The sequence below is a fragment of the Nocardia sp. NPDC056064 genome (assembly GCF_042266925.1).
Taxonomy (GTDB): domain Bacteria; phylum Actinomycetota; class Actinomycetes; order Mycobacteriales; family Mycobacteriaceae; genus Nocardia.
The window spans coordinates 1,633,874-1,656,182 of sequence record NZ_JBHJWO010000001.1 but is presented as its reverse complement, the minus strand read 5'-3'; the positions used below and the strand labels follow the sequence as shown (position 1 = coordinate 1,656,182).

The following is a 22,309-nucleotide window of genomic DNA, read 5'->3' as shown; positions in this document are numbered from 1 at the left end:
GCCGGAGTCGTCTCACGGGCGTTCGAGGTCGAGCGCGTCGCCGAAGTCCTCGGCATAGCCGAGCACGAGCAGGTCGCGGTCGGGCAGCAGGACGGCGAGTTCGTGCCAGGCGATGGCGTCGGGCCTGCCGTAGAGGTGGATGAGGTCGGAGACCACGGCGGCGGCCTCCTCGGCGGAGGGCGCGCTGGGCCGGTCGAAGGCCAGCAGCGCGGCGCCGATCGCGAGGTGGCGGTAGCCGTGCCCGGCCATCCGCTGGATGACGGCGTGATTGGTGAAGATGTTCCAGTCGCCGGCGAAGTAGCCGTTCGGGATGCCCGCGAGGGCGAGGTCGTCGCGGTCCACGGGCACGCGTTGCACCAGGACGGTGGCGTCGAGGGCGCGGTCGGGGGCGCTGTTGAGCCGTACGAGATCGTCGAGGTCGGCGTCGCCGGCCGCGCGGCTGCCCGCCAGTGACGGCCAGTCGACGCGGCGGCCGGGGTCGTCCAGGAGCGCGGCGATGTGGGCGAGCGTCGCGTTCTCCGCGCGGTGCACCGCCACCGGGTCCTCGAAGTCGTAGTCCTCGGCCGGTTCCGCGTCTTCCTCGAGCCGGAGCGTGGCGTGCATGCTCGTGTAGGCGCACTGGTCGGGGTCGTCGTAGGTGCACAGCAGCCGGGCGTCGGGGTAGGCGGCGCGCAGGGTCGTCAGTGCCTCACGCAGGTCGGCGAAACCGGTGACGCCGTCGAGCCGGGCGACGGTGTTGGAATCGAGGCGATCTCGCACACCGGGCTCACGGGGTTCGCCGGGTTCGAACAGCGTTGTCTGCACCACGCCATCGTGACACGTGCCACCGACACCGGGGGAGGTCACGATGACGACTGCGATTTCGTCTCCGTCATCGGCGAATTCATCGGGGGCCGTGCGGAATTGGCGGTCGAGATGCAGCGCGGCTTCGACGGGTTCATGCACGGCACCCGCCTGGCCGACCCGCTGCTGCGCACCCTGCGCTTCCCCACCCCGGAGACCGCCGTCCTGATCACGATGACCCCGCACCCCGCGCCCCCGGGCGCACCGGCCGGACCCGAAACGCGCGTGGCGGTGTGCGAGGCGGGCCGCTGGCTGTTCACCAGCTTCCACAACACCCCCGTGCGGGCCTGAGCGAACCGGCGAGGAGCTGCTACCTGGGCGTACCGTACAGTCGGTCCGTGACCCTGCTCGACTTCTTCCTGCTGGTCGTCGCGGGGTTGTTCACCGGTTTGATCGGGTTCGTCACCGGGATGGCCTCGATCGTCTCCTACCCGGCCCTGCTGGCCGTGGGACTGCCGCCGGTCGCGGCCAATGTCACCAATACCGTCGCGCTGGTCGCCGTCGGGGTCGGGGCGACCGCGAACTCCGGGCGCGAGCTCACCGGGCGCGGGACGACGCTGGTGCGGTGGGCGGTGCTCTCGGCCATCGGTGGGCTGCTCGGCGCGCTGGCACTGCTGGTGGCTCCCGAGGGGACCTTCGAGGTGGTCGTGCCCTTCCTGGTGGCCATCGCCTCGCTCGCCCTGCTGGTGCAGCCACTGGTCCGGCGGCACGTCGGCGAGCTCAGCGCGCCCTGGATCGTCCCGCTGGGCATTCTGCTGATCTCGGTCTACGGCGGCTATTTCGGCGCGGGCGCCGGGGTGATCTACCTGTCGATGATGCTGCTGTGCACCTCGGAATCGGTGTGGAGCGCCTCGGTGCTCAAGAGCTTCCTGCTCGGCATCGCCAATCTCGTCGCCGCCGTCGGCTTCGCGGCCTTCGGGCCGGTGCACTGGGGTGCGGCGCTGGCGCTGGGCGCGGGTGCCTTCGTCGGCGGCTGGTGCGGGCCGCCGGTGGTGAAGGTGATCCCGCCGGGCGTGCTGCGGGTCGGCATCGGCATCGCGGGTCTGGGGCTGGCGGCGTACCTGGCGCTCTAGCCGCGGGTTGTCGGTACGTGGCCCTAGAGTCGTGAAACATGGGTTACGACATCAGCTTTCATCCGATCGACCTGCGGCTCGTGGAGGACCGGCTCACCCCGTTCCTGGCCGGGCGCGGCAGCGACGACGACCTCGACGACCTGGTCGCCGACGCGGTCCTCCAGGCCAAGGTGCGCTTCCGGGCGAACGCGTGGGGGCTCGGCACCCTGAAAGCCTGTGCCCGCACCGATTTCGATGCCTCCCTCTACGTCTGGGGCAGGCCGTTCTTCGTCACCGCCGACGCGCCGGAGGCCGTCGCCGAAACCGTCCTGCGCTACACGAACGCCGAGGTCGGCGAGGTCGACGAGCTGGCGCGCACCCAGCTCGCCCAGCTCGACCGGGCCCTGCTCGGCCGGGTCGAACCCGACGCGAGCGGCACCCTGCCCGCCGACGAACACCTCGCCATCGGTTTCCGCTGGAAACTCGACCTGCTGCGCGAGGCCGCCGCCGCGGTGCGCGCGGGGCGGCCGACCATCCGCAATGCCGACGGCGACGACATCGACGCCGCGGACGCGCTCACCGGCAACGCCCAGTTCAGCCTCGTCGAGTTCCTCGCCGCGCTGCTGCCCGGCTGGATCCAGCGCGGCCGGGTCTGGCCGACCGAACTGGCCGAGAACGCCGCGACCGAGGGCTACGCGCCGCTGGGTGGCAACGACCCGCTGCTGGGGGTGCTGCCCGCCGAATTCCCCACGCTGACCTGGGAATCCAACTGGACCATCCCCACCAACTACGCGATCGGCGGCTACGCGGCGCCCGGCGAGATCCGGCCGTTGCGCGACTGGCTGGCCCGCAACGCCGAGCCGCTGGAGGCGGTCGGGGACCGGTGGAACGATCGTGAACTCGTGCGCCTGGCGTTGCGCAAGACCGACGAGGCGCTGGCGCTGGCCGAGCTCACCGGGTCGGCGTTCGCCGAGGCCGCCGAGATCTACATCCCGATGGAGGGCAGCATGAACTGAAAGTTTCGCTGTCCGGATGCGCCCGAGCCCGTAGCCTGGAAGAGGTGCACCATTCGGATATCGAAATCGCCATTCGCGCAACGCAAGTCGCATCCGGAGCCATTCGGGACGCGTTCCGGGAGCCGGTCACCCGGCACGCCAAACACGGCGACGACTTCGCCACCCACGCCGACCTCGCCGCCGAGCGGGCCATTCTCGACCTGCTGAGCGGCGCCCGGCCGGGGGACCGGTTCGTCGCCGAGGAGTCCGGGGTCACCGGTTCCACGGAGGGGGAGCGCACGTGGTTCATCGATCCGCTGTGTGGCACCCGCAATTTCGCGGTCCAGACCACCGCCGCCGCGGTGAACGTCGCGCTGCGTACCGGCACCGTGGTGACCGCGGCGGCCACCGCGGATCCCTTTGCCGCCGAGGTGTTCTGGACCGCGGGCGAGGGTGCGTTCGTGCGGCGCGAGGGCCGCGACGAGCCGTTGACGCCCTCGGCGCAGAGCAGGCTCGTCGATGTCGACCTGGACAATCCGTTCCCCTGGTCGACCCCGGCGCGCCTGTTCGACGCCACCGGTTTCGCCGGGCGGTTCCACGCCAGGGTGCTGTCGACCTCGCTGGCATCGGTCTGGGTCGCCGCTGGTCGCCGCGCCGCCTACGTCACCGGGGGCGACCTGCGCGACAGCGTGCACTTCACCGCAGCCATCGCCCTGTGCCAGGCGGCGGGCTGTGTGGTCACGGGGCTGGCCGGGCAGCCCTTACACAGTGCACCGCACGGGTTGATCGCCGCCGCCGACGCGGACACCCACGCGCTGCTGGTCGGGGCGGTCGCCGGGTTACGGGAGACCCGCGCGGCCGGATAGTCCGGTGAATCCGGTTGCGCGTGCTGTGATCATGGACAGGTGAGTGCAGAGGTCGAATTCGCCGGAAACTTCGAGATCCATCTGACCGTTCGTGCCGGGAGCGCGACCGACCTCGCGGCCGTGGAGAGCTTCGCGGCGCGGCGGGAGATGAAGTTCACCCATATCGTGCTGGCCCGCGGACGCGTCGCCGACCAGCCGATGCTGACCCTGCGCCACACCGGCGACCTGGCGAGCGTCACCGCGCTCGCCCAGGCGGCGGCCGCGGACACACGCGCCGCGGGACTGACCCTCGTCCGCACGAAGATCGAAGCCGACTACCGGGCGAGCGGTATTCCGGCCACCGATCGCGCCGCGCGGGAACTAGGCGCGACGTACTACTTCGAACACCACATCAAGGTCGTGCTGCCCGCGGACGCGGACCTCGCGGCGCTGGCGGGGGCCTGCGCCGGGCATCACGCGCACGTGTCGGCCAATGCCCGGCGAACGCGCGAGGACGGCCGCACCGAGCGGTTCGTCACCCAGCGGTGCAGGCTGTCCGGCAAGCACAGTGCCCTCCACCGGCTGAATCTGCTGCGCTCGGTGCTGCGCGAGCGCGGGTACGAGATCCTGTCCACCGAACAGGAATTCGTCGTCCACGACAGCGACGAATCGGTCGACGCGGGGTGGCTGTCCGACGACCCCGGCACCGTGCCGGTGACCCCCTGGCGGCATCTGTCCAGCGGGCCGTGGCGCTCCGAACAGCAACGCGTGCCCACCGAGCCACCGTCGGCGGACCGGATCGACCCGGCGAGGTTCCCGGCGACGCTGCTGCCGGTCGGCGCCGACGACGTAGTGCAGCGGCCCGTTTTCGACCCCGCCTACGCGGATCGCTGGTTCGGCATGCGGCTGAGCGAACCGTCTTTCGCTGACGACGCCGTCGCCCGGACCTGGCGGGTGGCGCGGCGCGCCGCACTGGACCACGTCCTGGCCGGGCTGGCCGACACCCTCTGGGCCGAGCAGCTGCTCGTGCGCGGCAGTGTGCTGCTGCGTGCCTGGTTCGGCGAGAACGCCAGGGAGCCCGGCGATCTGGATTTCGTGGTGCTGGACCCGGACTGGACACTGGCCGACCCCCGCACCGCCGCGGCGTTCGACGAGATCGCCACCGCCGCGGCCGCGCGGGCGGCGCGACCGGACAGCGCGGTGCGCCTCGATCCCGCCGGCGCCGTCTCCGACCAGATCTGGACCTACGACCGGGTGCCCGGCCGCCGCCTGGTGCTGCCCTGGTCGAGTACCGAACCGGGCGTTCCCGGCGGCAGTGTGCAGCTGGACTTCGTCTTCGGTGAACAGCTGCCGGAGCCGCCGGTCCGCACCGAGATCGCCCGGATCGGATCGCCCGGGCCGGGCACGGTATTGCTCGCGGCGAGTCCGCGGCTGTCGCTGGCCTGGAAACTGCTGTGGCTGGCGACCGACATGTATCCCGAAGGCAAAGACCTCTACGATGCGGTCCTGCTGGCCGAACACACCGATCTGCCCGCGGCACTGTTCCAGGCGGTGATCGCGGAGGCCGACGACGGGCCGTGGGAGGCGGACTTCGCCGACGGTGTCCGCTGGGCGCAGGAGGCCGACTGGCCCGAATTCGCCAAGGACCACCCGCTGCTCGCCGACGAACACGACTCCTACGTCTGGCGGCTGGCCACCGCGCTCGCGGCGTTGCGGCCCGAGGGCATGGCCGGTGCCGTCGACCGGCTGGCACCCGCGGAAACCCGTGGGCTCGAAGATCAGCGCTCCGCCTACCGGACCGGCGGATTGCCCGCGCTGGGACCGCTTCTCGACCGCTACCCCCGTGCCACGGTGACCCGGCTGATGACGGTGCGCGCGGTGCTCGGGCCCGAGACGTGCACGCTGCGCGAGGCCGCAGACGTGCTGACGCGCATTCCGGTCCCCGCCGACAGCGAGCTGCCGACCCGGGTCGATCCGCGCGTGATCGCCGCGGCGCTGGAATCGGTTGCCCCGGCCTGATCCTCGCCCACCCCGCGCACCGCCCGGCATTGTGTGTGTCTCAGAGTTTCCTCAACATCACTCGGTAGCGTGCGCGCCGTGGCATCGTGGCCCGCGTCGTGAGGGCGTGCGGCCCGTGCTCTTCGCCCGCAGGGGCGAGAACGAGTGACCCAGAGAAGAAGGACGAGTGGATGAAGCTTCGTAGGACCGGACGTGTGGCGATCGCTGGCCTGGCCGTAGTCGCCGCGCTCGGCATGAGCGCGTGCAGTGACGACAAGGGCACGACCACCGCCAAGCCCAGCACGAGCACCTCGAGCTCGGCCGCGGCCACGCCCAGCGCGGACCTTCCCGCGGTGCCGACCGTGGAGCAGCTCAACGAACAGCTCAACACCGCGCTGGACCCGTCGATCCCGAACGAGCAGAAGCTGGACTTCGTCCAGGGCGTTGCCGCCGACCCGGAGCTGCCGAACCGCCTGGCCCAGGCCGCGCAGGACGCCGGGGTGCAGGTGCAGGTCACCGAGGTGACCTCCTTCGGTGACAGCGTGAACGCCAAGGCGAACTTCACCGTCAACGGCCAGACCAATGTCGTCGACGTGCCGTTCGTGGCCGACGAGGGCAAGTGGAAGGTGCAGAAGGCCTGGGCGTGCCAGATGCTGGTGAACTTCGGTCAGCAGTCTCCCGCCTGCGCCTGATTCCGGCCCGCCGGGCCCCGCACGCGACCCCTCGTGTGCGGGGCCCGGCGCGTTCAGCCCGCTCGCAGGGCGGGCCGGTCCGGGTGGTCCCAGCGCAGTGTCCACGTCGCGGTCTCGGGATGGTCCTCGGCGTGCGCGGTCAGGGCGGGCAGCGTCCACTGCTGGTCGGGCGGGGTGCGCCGACGGGCCGCCGGTGCGCTCAGTTCCAGGCGCACGGTGAGATCGAAGCCGAGGTCGCGGCCGAGCAGCATCGGCCCGGCCGCCACGACCACCAGATCGGCGGGCGCGGTGCGCACCGCGGCGCGTGCGGAACGGTCGCGCCCTTCGTCCCAGAGCGCGGGCAGCCAGCGGCCGGTGTCCCGCAGCGGGACGAGGATTTCCCGGCGCAGCGCGTCGTAGTCGAACCAGGCCGTGCGATAGGACCATTCGTCGTCGCGGCCGTACTCCCAGCGCAGCGAGGCCGGACGAACGAAATCGTGCAGCGCGACGACCTCGGCCGAGCGGCCACGGGCGCCGAGCGTCGCGGCGATCCGCCGGGCCAGGTCCTGCGGCGCGGCGGCGTCGGCCCCGTCGACGGCGACCACGCGACGGCCGGGCAGGGCGGTCAGCCGGTCGGCGACGAGCTCGGCGACGGCCGCGGGGGAGATCGGGGTGAACGACGGCACGGCCCTATCACAGCAAATTCCGTGCCACTGCGCCGAGCCGGACAGACCGGACGGTCGGCGACGGGATAATCTCGGGCGCATGGCGACTATCGAAGAGGCGCTCGAGATCGAGCAGCTGGAACGCGACATCTTCCGTGGTGCGGCGACCGAATCCCAGCTGACGCGCACCTTCGGCGGCCAGGTCGCCGGCCGGGCACTGGTCTCGGCGGTGCGCACCGTCGACCCGGACTACCAGGTGCACTCGCTGCACGGCTACTTCCTGCGGCCGGGCAATCCGGAGGCGCCGACGGTCTACCTGGTCGAGCGCATCCGCGACGGCCGCTCCTTCTGCACCCGCCGCGTCACCGGCGTGCAGGACGGGCAGGCGATCTTCATGATGTCGGCCTCCTTCCACCACGGCGACGACGGGCCCGAACACCAGGACGTGATGCCCGCGGTGGAGGCGCCCGAGGGGCTGCCCGACGCCAGCGTCACCATGAGTCCCGAGCGGCTGTGGGCCATGCGCGAATGGGAGCACTGGGACATCCGTACCGTCCCGCAGGACCAGGTCGTCGCCCGCGACGGCGCGGTCTCCCCGCAGCAGGTGTGGTTCCGGTACCGGCACCCGCTGCCCGACGACCCGCTGTTCCACGTCTGCACCCTGGCCTACATGAGCGACATGACCCTGCTCGGCTCGTCCAAGGTGGCTCACCCCGGTGTGCCCACCCAGGACGCCTCGCTCGATCACGCCATGTGGTTCCTTCGCCCGTTCCGCGCCGACGAGTGGCTGCTCTACGACCAGTCCTCGCCCTCGGCGGGCTTCGGTCGCGCGCTCACCGGCGGCAAGATCTGGGACCGCGAGGGCAACCTGGTCGCCGCGGTTGTCCAGGAGGGCCTGATCCGCACCCCGCGCCACACCTAGGGCGTGAGCGGGCGCACATCGGCGCGGCTCGTAAGCTCGGCGCCTGTGAACGCAACCCCGGCCGACCGGCCCACCATCGGTGTCCTCGCCCTGCAGGGCGACGTGCGCGAACACGTTGCCGCACTGGAGCACTGCGGTGCCGAGGCGGTACTGGTGCGCCGCGAGGCGGAGCTGGCCGCCATCGACGGCCTGGTGCTGCCCGGGGGCGAGTCCACCGCCATCTCCAAGCTCCTGGTGGCCTTCGACCTGCTCGAACCGCTGCGCGCGCGGCTGCGCGACGGGCTGCCCGCGTTCGGTTCCTGCGCGGGAATGATCCTGCTGGCCTCGGAGGTGCTCGACACCAGGGCCGACGCCCAGCACCTGTCCGGTATCGATATGACGGTGCGCCGCAACGCCTTCGGGCGCCAGGTCGATTCCTTCGAGACCGACCTGGACTTCACCGGCCTGGACAGCCCCGTGCGGGCGGTGTTCATCCGCGCACCGTGGGTCGAACGGGTGGGCGACGGCGTCGAGGTGCTCGCGCGCGTCCCGCACGGTCCGGCGCAGGGACGCATCGTGGCCGCGCGGCAGGGCAATGTCGTGGCGACCTCCTTCCACCCCGAGGTCACCGGCGATCTGCGGGTGCACGAACTGTTCGTCGACCTCGTTCGTTCGGCGCGGTAACGCCCGCGGCCACTGCTCGCGTGCGGCCCGAGTAGGCTGGTTCGAGCTTGTCCGCCCGGGCAGACGCGCAACCGACCTGAAGGAAGTAGGGCATGAGCGGCCACTCCAAATGGGCCACCACCAAGCACAAGAAGGCGGGAATCGACGCCAAGCGCGGCAAACTCTTCGCCAAGCTGATCAAGAACATCGAGGTGGCGGCCCGCACCGGTGGTAGTGACCCTGCGGGCAACCCGACGCTGTACGACGCCATCCAGAAGGCGAAGAAGTCGTCGGTCCCCAACGACAACATCGAGCGCGCCCGCAAGCGCGGCGGCGGCGAGGAAGCCGGCGGCGCCGACTGGCAGACCATCATGTACGAGGGCTACGGCCCCAACGGTGTCGCGGTGCTCATCGAGTGCCTCACCGACAACCGCAACCGCGCCGCCGGTGAGGTGCGTGTCGCGATGACCCGCAACGGCGGCAACATGGCCGACCCGGGTTCGGTGGCCTACCTGTTCGGCCGCAAGGGTGTGGTGACCCTCGAGAAGAACGGCCTGTCCGAGGACGACATCCTCGAGCACGTGCTCGACGCGGGCGCCGAAGAGGTCAACGACCTGGGCGAGGCCTTCGAGATCATCAGCGAGCCGGGCGATCTGATCGCGGTGCGCTCGGCGCTGCAGTCCGCGGGCATCGACTACGACTCGGCCGAATCCGGCTTCCAGGCGTCGGTGTCGGTCGCCGTCGACGCCGAGGGCGCGCGCAAGGTGCTCAAGCTGGTCGACGCGCTCGAGGACAGTGACGACGTGCAGAACGTCTACACCAATGTCGACATCTCCGACGAGGTCGCCGCGCAGCTCGACGACGAGTGACCCGGTAGTCTCCGTCCACCGCCCCGGCCGTGAATTCGGCTGGGGCGGTGGGCGTTTCGGGCCTCAGGCCGCGCGTTCGGTGTAGTAGGCGGCCATCGCCGGGTAGTAGTCGGCGAAGTCGGGCCGCTCGGTGTGCGTGCAGGCGGCGACGAACATGTCCGCGTAGTACTCCCAGCCCGGCCCGATCTGCGCGATCTCGGCCAGCTGGTAGGACGAGGTGAGATGGTGCACCAGGCGCACTTCGGTGGCCGCGCCCGTGTCGAGCAGGCTCACCTCCAGCCGCCACACGCCGATCTGGTCGGTCGCGGACAGGCCCAGGTGCAGCGGCGGGGCGCAGTCGTCGATATTCATGGCCGTCCACGGTTCGCCCTCCTCGAACCGCATCTGCACCCGGATCGAGTTGCCGGTCCCGCCCTCGCCCTCCCAGGTGCCGTACCAGCCCACGGTCAGATGCGGATCGGTCAGGCGGGCCCAGACCTCCTCGATCGGCAGGCCGAGCGACCGGGTGATCACCAGGTCGCGGCCGTCGGTGCTCGGCAGGATCTCGCCGGTGGGGACGGGCATGCGCGGTTCTCCTCGACTCGGGTGGAGCGACGATCGGCGACGCTGTCGACGGTACGCCGCGATAACCACTGGTGTCGTGCCCGGCCCGGTCCGCAGAATGGAGTTATGACACGGATCGAGGCGGTACGCGGGGACATCACCGAACAGCGGGTCGACGCGGTGGTCAATGCCGCGAACTCCTCGCTGCTCGGTGGCGGCGGCGTCGACGGCGCGATCCACCGCAAGGGCGGGCCGGAGATCCTGTCCGCCTGCCGTGACCTGCGCGCGAGCCACTACGGCAAGGGGCTGGCGACCGGGCAGGCCGTCGCCACCACGGCCGGACGGCTGCCCGCGCGGTGGGTCATCCACACCGTCGGCCCGGTCTGGTCGGCCACCGAGGACCGCTCGGCGCTGCTGGCCTCCTGCTACCGCGAATCCCTGCGCGTGGCAGCCGAATTGGGTGCCGCGACGGTGGCGTTCCCGGCCATCTCGACCGGAATCTTCGGCTGGCCGATGGACGACGGTGCCCGCATCGCCGTCGAGACCGTCCGCTCGGCCGGGACAACGGTGGCGCAGGTACGTTTCGTCCTGTTCGATGACCGGGCGCTGGCGGCCTTCGGTGCGGCACTGACCTGACCGGAGCGGCCGGATCCCGCGCGGCGGTGCGGTTCTCGACCGGCCGCGCGGAACGGACCGCGCCCGCGCGGCCGTCGGGGAGGGGTGTCCGGGGCTCGTGTCGCTGGTCGGCGTGCGCGGCGGAATGCTCTAGACTTTCGAACAACTGTTCGTGTCTTCGAAGGGGCTGCCGGTGCGGGTGATGGGCGTCGATCCCGGGCTCACCCGGTGCGGGCTCAGCATGGTGGACAGCGGACCCGGGCGGCGCATCGTCGCCGTCGACGTCGGGGTGGTGCGCACGCCGGTGGACGCCGAACTGGCCCATCGGCTGATGGCCGTGGCCGACGCCGCCGAGGAATGGATGGACACCCACCGGCCCGAAGCGGTCGCGATCGAACGGGTCTTCGCCCAGCACAACGTCCGCACCGCCATGGGAACCGCACAGGCGGGCGGGGTGATCGCCCTGGCGGCCGCGCGGCGCGGAATCCGGGTGGCCTTCCATACCCCCAGCGAGGTGAAGGCCGCGGTCACCGGCAACGGCACCGCCGACAAGGCGCAGGTCACCGCGATGGTGACCCGGATCCTCGGGCTGAAGGTCGCCCCGAAACCCGCCGACGCCGCCGACGCGCTCGCGCTGGCCATCTGTCATTGTTGGCGGGCGCCGCTGCTGGACCGGATGGCGGCGGCGCAGGCCAAGGCGGACGAGGTGCGGCGCCGCTACGAACAGCGGCTGGCCGAACAACGGAAGGTGGTGCGCGGGTGATCGCGTCGGTACGCGGCGAGGTACTCGAGATCGCGCTCGATCACGTGGTGATCGAGGCAGCCGGTGTCGGCTACCGGCTCAATGTCACCCCCGCGACCCTCGCGGGACTGACTCGTGGCGACGAGGCCAGGCTGTACACGGCGATGATCGTGCGCGAGGACTCGATGACGCTGTTCGGCTTCGCCGACACCGAGGCCCGCGACCTGTTCGGCCTGCTGCAGACGGTCTCCGGCGTCGGCCCGCGCCTGGCCATGGCGGTGCTGGCCGTCCTGGAACCCGAAGCCCTGCGCAAGGCACTGGCCGAGAGCAATGTCTCCGCGCTGACCCGGGTACCCGGCATCGGCAAGCGCGGCGCCGAACGCATGGTCGTGGAACTGCGCGACAAGGTGAACCTGGTCCCGGTTCCCGCGGGCCCGCCCGGCGCCCAGGCTCCGATCACGCCGGTGCGTGAACAGGTGGCCGAAGCGCTCGTCGGGCTCGGTTTCCCGGCCAAGCAGGCCGAACAGGCCGTCGATACCGTGCTGGCCGACCAGCCCGCCGCGAGCACCTCGGTCGCCCTGCGCGCCGCCCTCGGACTGCTCGGCAAGAACAGGTAGCGCATGGACCCCGAATTCGAGGACGACTCCGCCGTCACCGCGGGTTTCCTGCACTCCGACGGCGAGACCGAGACCGGCCTGCGCCCCACCTCGCTCGACGACTTCATCGGCCAGCCGCGCGTACGCGAACAGCTGGCCCTGGTACTGCGCGGCGCCCGTCAGCGCGGCGCCACCCCCGACCACGTCCTGCTCTCCGGGCCGCCCGGGCTCGGCAAGACCAGCATGGCCATGATCATCGCCGGTGAACTCGGCACCGCGCTGCGCATCACGTCGGGCCCCGCCCTGGAGCGCGCGGGCGACCTGGCCGCCATGCTGTCCAACCTGGTCGAAGGCGATGTGCTGTTCATCGACGAGATCCACCGCATGGCCCGGCCCGCCGAGGAGATGCTGTATCTGGCGATGGAGGACTTCCGCGTCGACGTGGTCGTCGGCAAGGGCCCCGGCGCCACCTCCATCCCGCTCGACATCGCCCCCTTCACCCTGGTCGGCGCCACCACCCGCTCCGGCGCGCTCACCGGCCCGCTGCGCGACCGCTTCGGTTTCACCGGCCACATGGACTTCTACGAACCCGCCGAACTACTGCGGATCCTGCAGCGCTCGGCCCGCATCCTGGGCGTGCGGATCGACGACGACGCGGCCGCCGAGGTGGCCGGGCGTTCGCGCGGCACCCCCCGCATCGCCAACCGGCTGCTGCGCCGCGTGCGCGACTTCGCCGAGGTCAGGGCCGACGGCGTGATCACCACCGAGATCGCGCGGGCCGCGCTCGAGGTCTACGACGTCGACGTGCTCGGCCTCGACCGGCTCGACCGGGCCGTGCTGGGCGCGCTGGTGCGTGGGTTCGGCGGCGGACCGGTCGGGGTGTCGACGCTGGCGGTCGCGGTGGGGGAGGAGGCCGCCACGGTCGAGGAGGTGTGCGAGCCGTTCCTGGTGCGCGCCGGACTCGTCGCCCGCACCCCGCGCGGACGGGTCGCCACGGCCGCCGCCTGGGAGCATCTGGGCCTGGTCCCGCCGCCGGATCTGGTCATCGGGGCCATCGAAGTGCGTGGGCGCGAACCACAACCGAGCGCCGAGCTGCTGGACTGACCCGCCGGGACCGGACGGGCGCGGACCGGCCGGGTCGTCTACTGTCGGCGTGGTGGCAGTCCATGCGGTGGTGCAACGCCTCCCCGAGCCGTTGCGTTCCCTGCTGTTGAAGCACCGGGAACTCCTGAAATTCGCGGTCGTCGGCGCGATCACCTGGTTCATCGACACCGGGGTGGTCTACGCGGTGAAGCTGACGGTGCTCGGCGACAAGCCGCTGACCGCGCGCCTGCTCGGCGCGCTGATCGCGACCATCGCCTCCTACATCCTCAACCGCGAGTGGTCCTTCCGCACCCGTGGCGGGCGCGGCCGCAGTCACGAGGCCGCCCTGTTCTTCACGGTCAGCGCGCTGGGCATCGTGGTCACCATGATCCCGCAGGCGCTCTCGCTCTACGTGCTGAATCTGCGGGTGCCGCACGTGGATCCGACGGTGCAGATGGTCGCCAACTTCATCAGCGGCCAGATCCTGGGCGTGCTGCTGGCGATGGCGTTCCGCTTCTGGGCCTTCCGCCGCTACGTCTTCCCCGACGACCTGCGCGCCGCCGAACTCACCAGCATCCAGGGGTGAGAGGGCGTCAGTGCCTGGCCTCGGCGCGGTCGAGGGCGGTGATGACCAGGTCGACGAAGGCGTCGACCTCCTCGCGCGAGTAACCGCGGGTGCCCAGGCGGGCGTCGGTGAACCGCACCCCGCGCACATCGGTGGCGGTCAGGCTGCCGGGGCCGTTGTGGGCCAGGGTGGCGGCGACCAGGTCGAGGAAGGCGTCCACCTCTTCCTCGTGGTAGCCGCGCCGGCCGACCGCCGACAGGCTGAAGCGCATCCGGTGCACGTCGTCGGGGGTGAGCATCTCGGCGGCGGTGTCCCCGGCGCGGGCGGCGGGCACGGGGGCGCCGCCCTTCTGCCGGTATTCGAGTTCGGTCCTGACCCGGTCGAGGAAATCGTCGACCTGGTCGGCCTGGTAGCCGCGCCCGCCGAAACGGGGGGCACCGAAGTGCACGTGGCGGATGTCGTCGGCGGTGAGCGCGCCCTGACCGTCGAGGGTGGCCGCGACCAGTTCCAGGAACGCGTCGACCTCGTCGGCATGGTAGCCGCGATGACCCAGGGTCGGCATGGCGAAGTGGGTGCGGCTCACATCGTCGGGCGTCACAGCGGTCATTGTGTCAGGAGTGCCCTTCTATCCCACGGGTTTTCGTCATCGCCACAGCGGTGCGGACCTCGCCGCCGAACAGCCGCCGCCGGGCGTGACTGTACACCGGTACAATAGTGTGTCATCTTGTAACAGACACTTGTTCTCGCGGGAGGTTCGACGTGGCACCTCAACTGGACGCGGTCGTGGTGGGTGCGGGTTTCGGCGGCATCGGTGCCGCGATCGAACTCGACCGCCTCGGTCTGCGCGATTTCGTCATCCTGGAACGGGAGGGCGACCTGGGCGGTACCTGGCATGTGAACCGGTACCCGGGCCTGGCGGTCGACATCGCTTCGGTCACCTACTCCTACTCCTTCGAGCCCAACCCGTTCTGGAGCAGGCTGTTCGCCCCGGGCGCCGAGCTGAAGAAATACGCCGAGCACGTGGCCGACAAGTACGGCCTGCGCGCGCGGATGCGCTTCGGCACCGTGGTCGACGGGGCGCGCTGGGACGAGGACAACGAGCAGTGGGTGGTGAGCATCGCCGGCGGCGAGACGTTGACCGCGCGCTATCTGCTCACCGCGACCGGATTCCTGTCCCAGCCCTACACCCCGCCGTTCCCGGGCATCGAGTCCTTCGCGGGCAAGATCATCCACACCACCGACTGGGACGACACCTACGATCTGACCGGCCGCAGGGCCGCGATCATCGGTACCGGCGCCACCGCGGTGCAGCTGGTACCCGAGGTGGCCGAGCGCGTCGCCGAGCTGACGGTGTTCCAGCGCACGCCGATCTGGGTGGTGCCCAAGATCGACGCCCCGATCCCGGGCGCGGTGCAGCAGCTCTTCGACAAGGTTCCCGTCACCCAGAAGGCGGCGCGGCTGGTCAACACCGGCATGCTCGAGGCGCTCATGGTGCTCGGCGTGCTGCACTACGCGCAGGCCAAACCGCTCAACAAGGCCGCCGCGCTGCTGGCCAAGGCGCACCTGTTCGCCCAGGTCCGTGACGCCGACACCCGGGCGCGGCTGACCCCGCACTACGACTTCGGCTGCAAGCGCCCCACCTTCTCCAACCAGTACTTCAAGACCTTCAACCAGCCGCACGTGCACCTCGAGACCAATTCGATCGACCACCTCGAACCCGACGGCATCGTCACCGCCGACGGGCACAAGACCGAGATCGACACCCTGCTGCTGGCCACCGGCTTCAACCTGTGGGACGTGAACTTCCCGGCCATCGAGATCGTCGGGCGCGACGGGGTGAATCTCGGGAAGTTCTGGCGCGACAACCGCTTCCAGGCCTACGAGGGCATCACCGTGCCCAAGTTCCCCAACTTCCTGAGCCTCAACAGCCCCTACTCCTACAGCGGGCTGTCCTACTTCACCACCATCGAGGCCCAGATGAAGCACATGGGCCGGTTGTTCGCCGAGCTGTTCCGGCGCGGCGAACACACCTTCGAGGTCACCGAGCGGGCCAACGCGCAGTTCCTCGACCGGGTCACCGAGAAGCTGGGGTCCTCGGTGTTCTACGGCGGCGACTGCTCCACCGCGCGCAGCTACTACTTCAACCAGCACGGGGAGGCCGCGCTGCTGCGGCCGACCAGCACCGCCAGCGCGCACCGCGAGGCGGTCGCCTTCCCGCTCGACGACTACCGCTACGGGCACATCGCCTGAGCTCTCTGTGACCGCGCCGACCCCGGCCCGCACCCGCGGGACCGGGGTCGTTTCGCCCGCGTGGCGGGTGTCCGGTGTGTCGGCGCGGCGGAGAACTGGCAGACTGTCAGGCGTACTTGCACGTCCACCCACTGACTAGGGACTGACTTCGACGATGGACTTCCTGTTTCCGCTGCTGATCCTGGCCCTGCTCGTGCCGATGTTCTTCGGTATCCGCAAACAGAAGCGGGAGGCCGAGAAGGTCTCGAGCATGCAGGAGGGGCTGAAGGTCGGCGACCAGGTGGTCACCACCTCGGGCCTGTACGGCACCGTCGTCGACCTCGACGATTCCACCGTCGACCTGGAGATCGCCGAGGACGTCGTCACCACCTGGCTGCGTCAGGCCATCCGTGAGGTGCGTGCCGAGGAGCAGGCCACCGACGAGACCCCGGTGACCGAGGCTCCCGTCGAGGAAGCCCCGGAGCAGACCGAGACCCGGCTGACCAAGGACTGACCCGTTCCACCCCCGCCGGGGTCGTGCGATCGGTGCGCGCCCGGCCGGGCACCGCTGTGCCCATCGATCCATCCTCGACTTCCGCCTAGGAGATGACCTGCTGTGCCACCTTCCCAGGGATCGGCGCATCCGTTCCGGCTGCTCGGCGTCTACGCCGCGCTGCTGGCCGTGATCTACGCGCTGGTGTTCTTCACCGGTGACCATTCCCCCACGCCCAAGCTCGGCATCGACCTGCAGGGCGGTACCCGCGTCACCTTGACCGCGCGCACCCCCGACGGCAGCAAGCCGAGCCAGGACAGCCTGAAGAAGGCACAGGAGATCATCGAGAACCGTGTCAACGGTCTCGGCGTCTCCGGCTCCGAGGTGGTCATCGACGGCGACAACCTCGTCATCACGGTGCCCGGCGAGGACAGCCAGCAGGCCCGTGCGCTGGCCACCACCGCCAAGCTCTACATCCGGCCGGTGCTGGCCGCCACCCAGCCGCAGGCGGGCGGTGCCGCGCCGCAGACCCCGGTCCCGGGCGACACCCCGCAGACCCCGGCCACCGAGACGCCCGGGCAGACGCCCGCCGAGACCACGGCGCCCGCGGACCCGAACGCCCCGGCCGCCGGTGAGCCGACCACCCCGGCCCCGCAGTCGCGCGTGTTCCCTGCCCAGGCGCCCACGCCGACCCCCGCGCCCGCACCCGGCAGCAGTGCCGCCCAGCAGCAGGCCAAGGAGATCGCCGACGCCAAGGCGCTGCGCCAGAGCACCGACCAGGCCGTGCAGCAGGTCGCCGTGGCGAGCATGGACTGCACCAAGCCCGACCCGCTGGCGGGCAACGACGACCCGGCCCTGCCGCTGGTCACCTGCTCGCAGGACGGCACCGAGGTGTTCCTGCTCGGCCCCAGCCGCATCGACGGCCAGGAGATCGCCGACGCCACCTCCGGCCTGAACTCCCAGCAGGCCCGCCACGAGGTGAACCTGGAGTTCAAGTCCGCCGGTTCCGACGCGTGGGCCGACCTCACCGGCGAGTACGTCTACAAGCGGGTCGCCTTCGTGCTCGACTCGAAGGTCGTCAGCGCGCCGCAGGTGCAGCAGGGCCCGCAGCTGGGTGGACGCACCTCGATCTCGGGCAGCTTCACCGCCGACAGCGCGGCCGAGCTGGCCAACACCCTCAAGTACGGCTCGCTGCCGCTGTCGTTCCAGACCTCCGAGGCCGAGACGGTCTCGGCGACGCTGGGCCTGTCCTCGCTCAAGGCCGGTCTGCTGGCCGGTGCGGTGGGCCTGATCGCGGTGCTGCTGTACTGCCTGCTGGTCTACCGGATGCTCGGCCTGCTCGCCGGGTTCTCGCTGATCGCCGCCGGTGTCGCCGTCTACGGCATCATCGTGCTGCTCGGGCGCTGGATCGGGTTCACCCTGGACCTGGCCGGTATCGCGGGTCTGATCATCGGTATCGGTCTGACCGCCGACTCGTTCGTGGTGTTCTTCGAACGCATCAAGGACGAGATGCGCGAGGGCCGCAGCTTCCGCTCGGCCGTGCCGCGCGGCTGGGCGCGCGCGCAGCGCACCAACCTCTCCGGTAAGACCGTCAGCCTGATCGCCTCGGTCGTGCTGTACCTGCTCGCCGCCGGTCAGGTGAAGGGCTTCGCCTTCACCCTCGGTGTCACCACCGTCCTCGACGTGATCGTGCTCTACCTGGTCACCGCCCCGCTGATGATGCTCGCCGCGCGCTCGCCGTTCTGGGCCAAGCCGTCGGTGAACGGTCTGGGTTCGGTGCAGCAGATCGCCAGGGAGCGCGGCGCCGGGCAGTCCCGGCCGAAGGAGATGTCTCGATGAGCAACGACAAGCCCACCGACGAGTCGGTGTTCCTGGACAAGGCAGAGCCCGTTCAGGGCCCGAAGCACGGCTTCTTCGAGCGTCTCTACACCGGCACCGGTGGTTTCCCCATCGTCAGCAGGCGCAAGTTCTTCTACGGCGTCGCGGCGGTGCTGCTGCTGATCTCGGTGCTCAGCATCGGGGTGCGCGGGTTCACCCTCGGTATCGACTTCGCCGGTGGTTCGCGCATCCAGGTGCCCGCCGCCGACGTGACCACCCAGCAGGTGGAGGACACCTACGCCACCACCCTGGGCCACGGACCGGTCTCGGTGCAGAAGGTCGGCTCCGGTGACTCGGCCACCATCCAGGTGCGCTCGGAGACCCTGGACAAGGACCAGAGCGCGCAGGTGCAGGAAGCGCTGCGCGCGATGCTGTCGCAGGAATCCGGCACCGAGGTGAGCATCGACGCGATCAGCATCGCCGAGATCAGCGAGACCTGGGGTGGCCAGATCACCCAGAAGGCGCTGATCGCGCTGGTGGTGTTCGTGCTGCTGACGATGATCTACATCGCCATCCGCTTCGAACGCGACATGTCGGTCGCGGCGATCGTGTCGCTGTTCTTCAACCTCATCGTCACCGCGGGTATCTACTCGCTGGTCGGCTTCGAGGTGACCCCGGCCGCGGTGATCGGTCTGCTCACGATCCTCGGTTACGTGCTCTACGACAACGTGGTGGTCTTCGACAAGGTCGAGGAGAACACCCGCGGCGTGCTGCACCTGAACAAACGCACCTACGCCGAACAGGCCAACCTGGCCGCCAACCAGACGCTCATGCGCTCGATCAGCACCACCGTGATCGGCATCCTGCCGATCATCGGCATGCTGGTGATCGCGGTGTGGCTGCTCGGTGTCGGCACGCTCAAGGACCTCGCGCTGGTGCAGCTGGTCGGCATGATCGTCGGCGCGTACTCGTCGATCTTCCTGGCCGTGCCCGTGCTGGTATCGATCAAGGAACGCTGGGGCCCGGTGGCCGCGCACACCAAGAAGGTGCTCGCCAAGCGGGCCGCCGGGGACACCCGGGTGCCCGTGAGCGCGGGTGCCGGTGCACCCGCGCCGCGTGGCGCGCGACCGGCGAACACGGGCGCGCCGCGGCCGGGTTCGCGGCCCAGCGGAAAGCGGCAGAGAAGGCACTGACGGCGACGGGCGGGAGTATCGGCATGCGAGGCAGCACGATTCGACTGATCGCCGGGCTGGCCGCGGCGGTGGTGACCACCGGGGTGGCGACCGGCTGCGCGTCCAAGAACCAGGTGCCCTCCATCGGGTACGCGGTGGACGCGGCGGTCGCCAGCTACAACGGTGGCAGCACGCTCGGCGCGACCGGCGGTGCGCAGGCGGTGTTCGGCAGGGTGCTGACCGGGTTCTTCTACACCGGACCCAACGGTCAGCAGGTCGCCGACACCGACGCGGGCACCGCCAAGGAGGTGCCCGGTGACACCCAGACCGTGCAGTACCGGCTCAATCCCGACGGGGTGTACTCCGACGGGGTGAAGACCTCCTGCGACGATCTCGTGCTGGCCTGGTCGGCGCGCTCGGGCCGGTTCACCCGGCCCGGCGACCGCGGCCCGGTGCCGCTGTTCGACGCGGCGTCCACGCTCGGCTACGAGGACATCGAGCGGGTCGACTGCCAGCCGGGTTCCAAGGACGCCACCGTGGTGTTCCGCCCCGGCAAGCACTACCTGCCGTGGCGCACCCTGTTCACCGCGGCCGAGCTCATGCCCGCGCACGTGGTGGCACAGGCCGCCGGGGTGCCAAATGTGGTCGACGCGCTGCAGGCCGGTGACGGTGCGGTGGTCGGCCGGATCGCCGACTTCTGGAACACCGGCTGGACGATGAAGCCCGGCACGCTCGATCTCACGAAGTTCCCGTCCTCGGGGCCCTACCGGGTCGAATCCTTCACCGCCGACGACGGTCTGGTGCTGGTCGCGAACGAGAAGTGGTGGGGTTCGGCGCCGGAGACCAGCCGGATCGTGGTGTGGCCGCGCGGCACCGACTACGCCGCCAAGGCGAAGGACAACGCGCTGGGCGTCGTCGACCTGGGGGCGGGCTCGGTGGACGGGCTCGCACTCGGCGGCTTCGACGAGCAGACGATCGCCGGTCGTGGCGCCGAACAGCTCGTGCTGGCCAGTGCCGGCGTCTTCGGCCGGGTCGAGGTGCGCCGGGCCTTCGCCCAGTGCGTGCCGCGCCAGGCCCTGTTCGACACGCTCGGCAAGGCGGGCGAGGTGCCCGAACACGGCCTGGGCGCCGGGCCCCTGAATTCCCGTGTCGTGCAGCAGGACTCGCTGTACTACCCGGCGGTGGCCGGGACCGCCGACCGGTACAAGGGCGCCGACATCCCGGCCGCCACCGCGACCCTGGCCTCGGCCGGAACCGCGCAGCCGACCGTGCGGATCGGCTACCTGGCGCCGGACGCGCGCCGCGCGAAGACGGTGGCGATGATCGCCGAGTCGTGCCGCGGCGCCGGCATCACCGTGGTCGACGCGGGCGCCCCGGACTTCACGCCGGCCAGGCTCGCCGAGGGCGCGGTCGACGCGGTGCTTGGCAGCACCGGGGCGGTACCGGGCCCGGCGGGCTCGACCGCGAACGTGGTCGCCTTCGCGGCGTTGCGGGCCGGTAGCGGGCTCGATGTCGGAGGTTTCGCGAACGGTCGCTACGATGCCATCACCGATCAGCTTGCGGGCGAGACCAACTCGGTCGTGACGCTGGATCTGCTCACCGAGGCCGAGAACCTGCTGTGGGCGCAGGTGCCCAGCATCCCGCTGTTCGCGACCCCGCGCACCATCGCCTTCGGCCACGGCATGCAGAACGGGATCGCCGGGCCGACGCAGGCCGGTACCGGGTGGAATATGGATCGCTGGGTGTTGCAGCGGTGAGTGGACGTGGAGAGGTGCCGATGAGCAAGCACGCGGTGGTCGAGTCCGACGACGTGGTGGTCGCCCGGAGCGAGAAGGCCGCCGACGCGGTGGCGCGACTGACCCGCTGGCACGACGACTTCCCCACGCCCGGAGTGCGTTTCGCCGATCTGACGCCGGTCTTCGCCGACGCCGAGGGTTTCCGCGCGGTGATCGACTGCTTCGCCGCCGTCGCCCCCGAGGCCGACCTCATCGCCGGTGTCGACGCGCGGGGCTTCCTGCTCGGCGCGGGTGTGGCCGCCACGCTGGGCACCGGTGTGCTCGCCATCCGCAAGGGCGGCAAGCTGCCGCCGCCGGTGGTCTCGCGCGAATACCAGCTCGAATACGGTTCCGCCGCACTGGAAATCCCCGCCGACGGTGTCGACCTCGCGGGCAAGCGGATTCTGCTGCTCGACGACGTGCTGGCCACCGGTGGCACCCTGGCCGCCGCGGCGGCGCTGTTCCACGAGGTGGGCGCCGAGGTGGTCGCGGCCGCCGTGGTGATGGAACTGGAGTTCCTGAAGGGCCGCGAGCACCAGGGCGACTACCCCGTCACCTCGATCGTCAAGCTGTAGCGGGCCGCCACATCGGCCACAGCGGCGGGCCACCCGGCACCCGCAGCTCGCCGGTGACGGCGAAACCGAAGCGCTCGTAGTAGCCGATGTTGTCGGGGTTGCTGGATTCGAGATAGGCGGCGGCGCCCTCGGCGTCGACCCGGTCGAGCCGCGAGCGCAGCAGCGCCTGCCCGAATCCGGCGCCCCGCGCCTCGGGCGTGGTGCCGATCATCGACAGGTACCAGTGCGGTTCTCGGGGATGATGCTCGGCGAGCAGGTCACCGAGCTGTTTACCGGCCATCGTGCGCCTGCCGAACGCGCGGAGGATGCCGGGCAGCGTCCGCAGATCGGCGGCCGGGGTGCCGTGCCACTGGCCCGGCGGGCCCCACAGGGTCGCGCCCGCACCCGCTGACTCGGGGTCGGTGGCCAGCTCGCAGGCGCCGAACGGGGTGTACACGTGGCGGGCCATGGCGGTGAAGAAGTGGGGCAGGCCCGCCGCCCGGCGCCGGGGATCGGGCACGATCCAGGACATCACCGGGTCGTCCTGGAAGGCCGCCGCCAAGGTGGTACCCAGCTCGCGCGCATCGGCGCGTCCGGCCTGGCGCACAGTGATCATTCGTCC

Annotated in this window: 25 protein-coding genes; 20 read left to right on the top strand and 5 right to left on the bottom strand. The window is 70.8% G+C overall.

The features are described from left to right. Positions 1–12: 12 nt before the first annotated feature. Entirely contained in the window at positions 13–804 is a 792-nt protein-coding gene (locus ACFC06_RS07630) for a hypothetical protein (protein ID WP_375928906.1), read from the bottom strand. A 9-nt stretch (positions 805–813) separates the two neighbouring features. Between ACFC06_RS07630 and ACFC06_RS07625 the strand changes: the two genes are divergently transcribed. The 6 genes from ACFC06_RS07625 (at position 814) to ACFC06_RS07600 (ending at position 6,425) form a co-directional block, all read left to right on the top strand. Next, positions 814–1,134 (top strand): SgcJ/EcaC family oxidoreductase, encoded by a 321-nt coding sequence (locus ACFC06_RS07625; protein WP_375928904.1) that lies wholly within the window; start codon positions 814–816, stop codon positions 1,132–1,134. A gap of 47 nt (positions 1,135–1,181) precedes the next feature. After that, a complete protein-coding gene (locus tag ACFC06_RS07620; protein ID WP_375928902.1) occupies positions 1,182–1,916 on the top strand; it encodes a sulfite exporter TauE/SafE family protein in 735 nt (244 codons plus the stop codon). 38 nt (positions 1,917–1,954) lie between these two features. After that, complete coding sequence (locus ACFC06_RS07615) at positions 1,955–2,911, top strand: hypothetical protein (protein WP_375928900.1); 957 nt, start codon at positions 1,955–1,957, stop codon at positions 2,909–2,911. A gap of 44 nt (positions 2,912–2,955) precedes the next feature. Then, a complete protein-coding gene (locus ACFC06_RS07610) occupies positions 2,956–3,756 on the top strand; it encodes an inositol monophosphatase family protein (protein ID WP_375928898.1) in 801 nt (266 codons plus the stop codon). Between the two features lie 39 nt (positions 3,757–3,795). Beyond that, entirely contained in the window at positions 3,796–5,754 is a 1,959-nt protein-coding gene (locus tag ACFC06_RS07605) for a nucleotidyl transferase AbiEii/AbiGii toxin family protein (RefSeq protein ID WP_375928896.1), read from the top strand. A gap of 170 nt (positions 5,755–5,924) precedes the next feature. After that, entirely contained in the window at positions 5,925–6,425 is a 501-nt protein-coding gene (locus tag ACFC06_RS07600; protein WP_375928894.1) for a hypothetical protein, read from the top strand. Between the two features lie 53 nt (positions 6,426–6,478). On the opposite strand, the gene ACFC06_RS07595 is transcribed toward ACFC06_RS07600, so the two are convergent. Then, positions 6,479–7,090, bottom strand: coding sequence for a hypothetical protein (locus tag ACFC06_RS07595; RefSeq protein ID WP_375928892.1), 612 nt, complete (start codon positions 7,088–7,090; stop codon positions 6,479–6,481). A gap of 79 nt (positions 7,091–7,169) precedes the next feature. On the opposite strand from ACFC06_RS07595, the gene ACFC06_RS07590 reads away from it, so the two are divergent. The 3 genes from ACFC06_RS07590 (at position 7,170) to ACFC06_RS07580 (ending at position 9,502) form a co-directional block, all read left to right on the top strand. Next, complete coding sequence (locus tag ACFC06_RS07590) at positions 7,170–7,991, top strand: acyl-CoA thioesterase (protein ID WP_375928890.1); 822 nt, start codon at positions 7,170–7,172, stop codon at positions 7,989–7,991. Positions 7,992–8,036: 45 nt separating this feature from the next. After that, positions 8,037–8,654: a pyridoxal 5'-phosphate synthase glutaminase subunit PdxT gene (pdxT, locus tag ACFC06_RS07585; protein ID WP_375928888.1), complete on the top strand. Its 618-nt coding sequence runs from the start codon at positions 8,037–8,039 to the stop codon at positions 8,652–8,654. Between the two features lie 92 nt (positions 8,655–8,746). Then, entirely contained in the window at positions 8,747–9,502 is a 756-nt protein-coding gene (locus ACFC06_RS07580) for a YebC/PmpR family DNA-binding transcriptional regulator (RefSeq protein WP_278264160.1), read from the top strand. 63 nt (positions 9,503–9,565) lie between these two features. Here ACFC06_RS07580 and ACFC06_RS07575 read toward each other — a convergent pair whose 3' ends face one another. Next, positions 9,566–10,066 (bottom strand): SRPBCC domain-containing protein, encoded by a 501-nt coding sequence (locus tag ACFC06_RS07575; RefSeq protein ID WP_375928885.1) that lies wholly within the window; start codon positions 10,064–10,066, stop codon positions 9,566–9,568. 105 nt (positions 10,067–10,171) lie between these two features. On the opposite strand from ACFC06_RS07575, the gene ACFC06_RS07570 reads away from it, so the two are divergent. The 5 genes from ACFC06_RS07570 to ACFC06_RS07550 all read left to right on the top strand — a co-directional run bounded on the left by ACFC06_RS07570 (position 10,172) and on the right by ACFC06_RS07550 (position 13,667). After that, on the top strand, positions 10,172–10,681 hold the full coding sequence (locus ACFC06_RS07570; RefSeq protein ID WP_375928883.1) for an O-acetyl-ADP-ribose deacetylase: 510 nt from the start codon (positions 10,172–10,174) through the stop codon (positions 10,679–10,681). Positions 10,682–10,853: 172 nt separating this feature from the next. Continuing rightward, a complete protein-coding gene (gene ruvC, locus ACFC06_RS07565; protein ID WP_278264167.1) occupies positions 10,854–11,423 on the top strand; it encodes a crossover junction endodeoxyribonuclease RuvC in 570 nt (189 codons plus the stop codon). After that, entirely contained in the window at positions 11,420–12,019 is a 600-nt protein-coding gene (gene ruvA, locus ACFC06_RS07560; RefSeq protein ID WP_375928881.1) for a Holliday junction branch migration protein RuvA, read from the top strand. Before ruvC ends, ruvA begins: the two co-directional genes overlap by 4 nt. Before the next feature lie 3 nt (positions 12,020–12,022). Continuing rightward, positions 12,023–13,102 carry a Holliday junction branch migration DNA helicase RuvB gene (gene ruvB / locus ACFC06_RS07555; RefSeq protein WP_375928879.1) on the top strand — a complete coding sequence of 360 codons (1,080 nt, stop codon included), beginning with the start codon at positions 12,023–12,025 and terminating at the stop codon, positions 13,100–13,102. 52 nt (positions 13,103–13,154) lie between these two features. Further along, on the top strand, positions 13,155–13,667 hold the full coding sequence (locus tag ACFC06_RS07550; protein WP_375928877.1) for a GtrA family protein: 513 nt from the start codon (positions 13,155–13,157) through the stop codon (positions 13,665–13,667). A 7-nt stretch (positions 13,668–13,674) separates the two neighbouring features. On the opposite strand, the gene ACFC06_RS07545 is transcribed toward ACFC06_RS07550, so the two are convergent. After that, positions 13,675–14,253, bottom strand: a complete 579-nt coding sequence (locus ACFC06_RS07545) for a DivIVA domain-containing protein (protein ID WP_375928875.1) — start codon at positions 14,251–14,253, stop codon at positions 13,675–13,677. A 152-nt stretch (positions 14,254–14,405) separates the two neighbouring features. On the opposite strand from ACFC06_RS07545, the gene ACFC06_RS07540 reads away from it, so the two are divergent. The 6 genes from ACFC06_RS07540 (at position 14,406) to ACFC06_RS07515 (ending at position 21,708) form a co-directional block, all read left to right on the top strand. Next, positions 14,406–15,896, top strand: coding sequence for a flavin-containing monooxygenase (locus ACFC06_RS07540; protein ID WP_375928873.1), 1,491 nt, complete (start codon positions 14,406–14,408; stop codon positions 15,894–15,896). Between the two features lie 154 nt (positions 15,897–16,050). After that, positions 16,051–16,389, top strand: coding sequence for a preprotein translocase subunit YajC (yajC, locus tag ACFC06_RS07535; RefSeq protein WP_375928871.1), 339 nt, complete (start codon positions 16,051–16,053; stop codon positions 16,387–16,389). Between the two features lie 102 nt (positions 16,390–16,491). After that, complete coding sequence (gene secD, locus ACFC06_RS07530) at positions 16,492–18,207, top strand: protein translocase subunit SecD (RefSeq protein ID WP_375928869.1); 1,716 nt, start codon at positions 16,492–16,494, stop codon at positions 18,205–18,207. Beyond that, positions 18,204–19,379 carry a protein translocase subunit SecF gene (secF, locus tag ACFC06_RS07525; RefSeq protein WP_375928867.1) on the top strand — a complete coding sequence of 392 codons (1,176 nt, stop codon included), beginning with the start codon at positions 18,204–18,206 and terminating at the stop codon, positions 19,377–19,379. Before secD ends, secF begins: the two co-directional genes overlap by 4 nt. 23 nt (positions 19,380–19,402) lie before the next feature. After that, on the top strand, positions 19,403–21,115 hold the full coding sequence (locus ACFC06_RS07520; protein WP_375928865.1) for an ABC transporter substrate-binding protein: 1,713 nt from the start codon (positions 19,403–19,405) through the stop codon (positions 21,113–21,115). Positions 21,116–21,135: 20 nt separating this feature from the next. Continuing rightward, the gene (locus tag ACFC06_RS07515; RefSeq protein WP_375928863.1) at positions 21,136–21,708 is read left to right on the top strand and encodes an adenine phosphoribosyltransferase; all 573 of its coding nucleotides are present in this window, start codon (positions 21,136–21,138) and stop codon (positions 21,706–21,708) included. Here the strand turns inward: ACFC06_RS07515 and ACFC06_RS07510 are convergent. Then, a complete protein-coding gene (locus ACFC06_RS07510; RefSeq protein WP_375928861.1) occupies positions 21,698–22,303 on the bottom strand; it encodes a GNAT family N-acetyltransferase in 606 nt (201 codons plus the stop codon). The two genes, ACFC06_RS07515 and ACFC06_RS07510, sit on opposite strands and share 11 nt — an antisense overlap. Positions 22,304–22,309 lie beyond the last annotated feature (6 nt).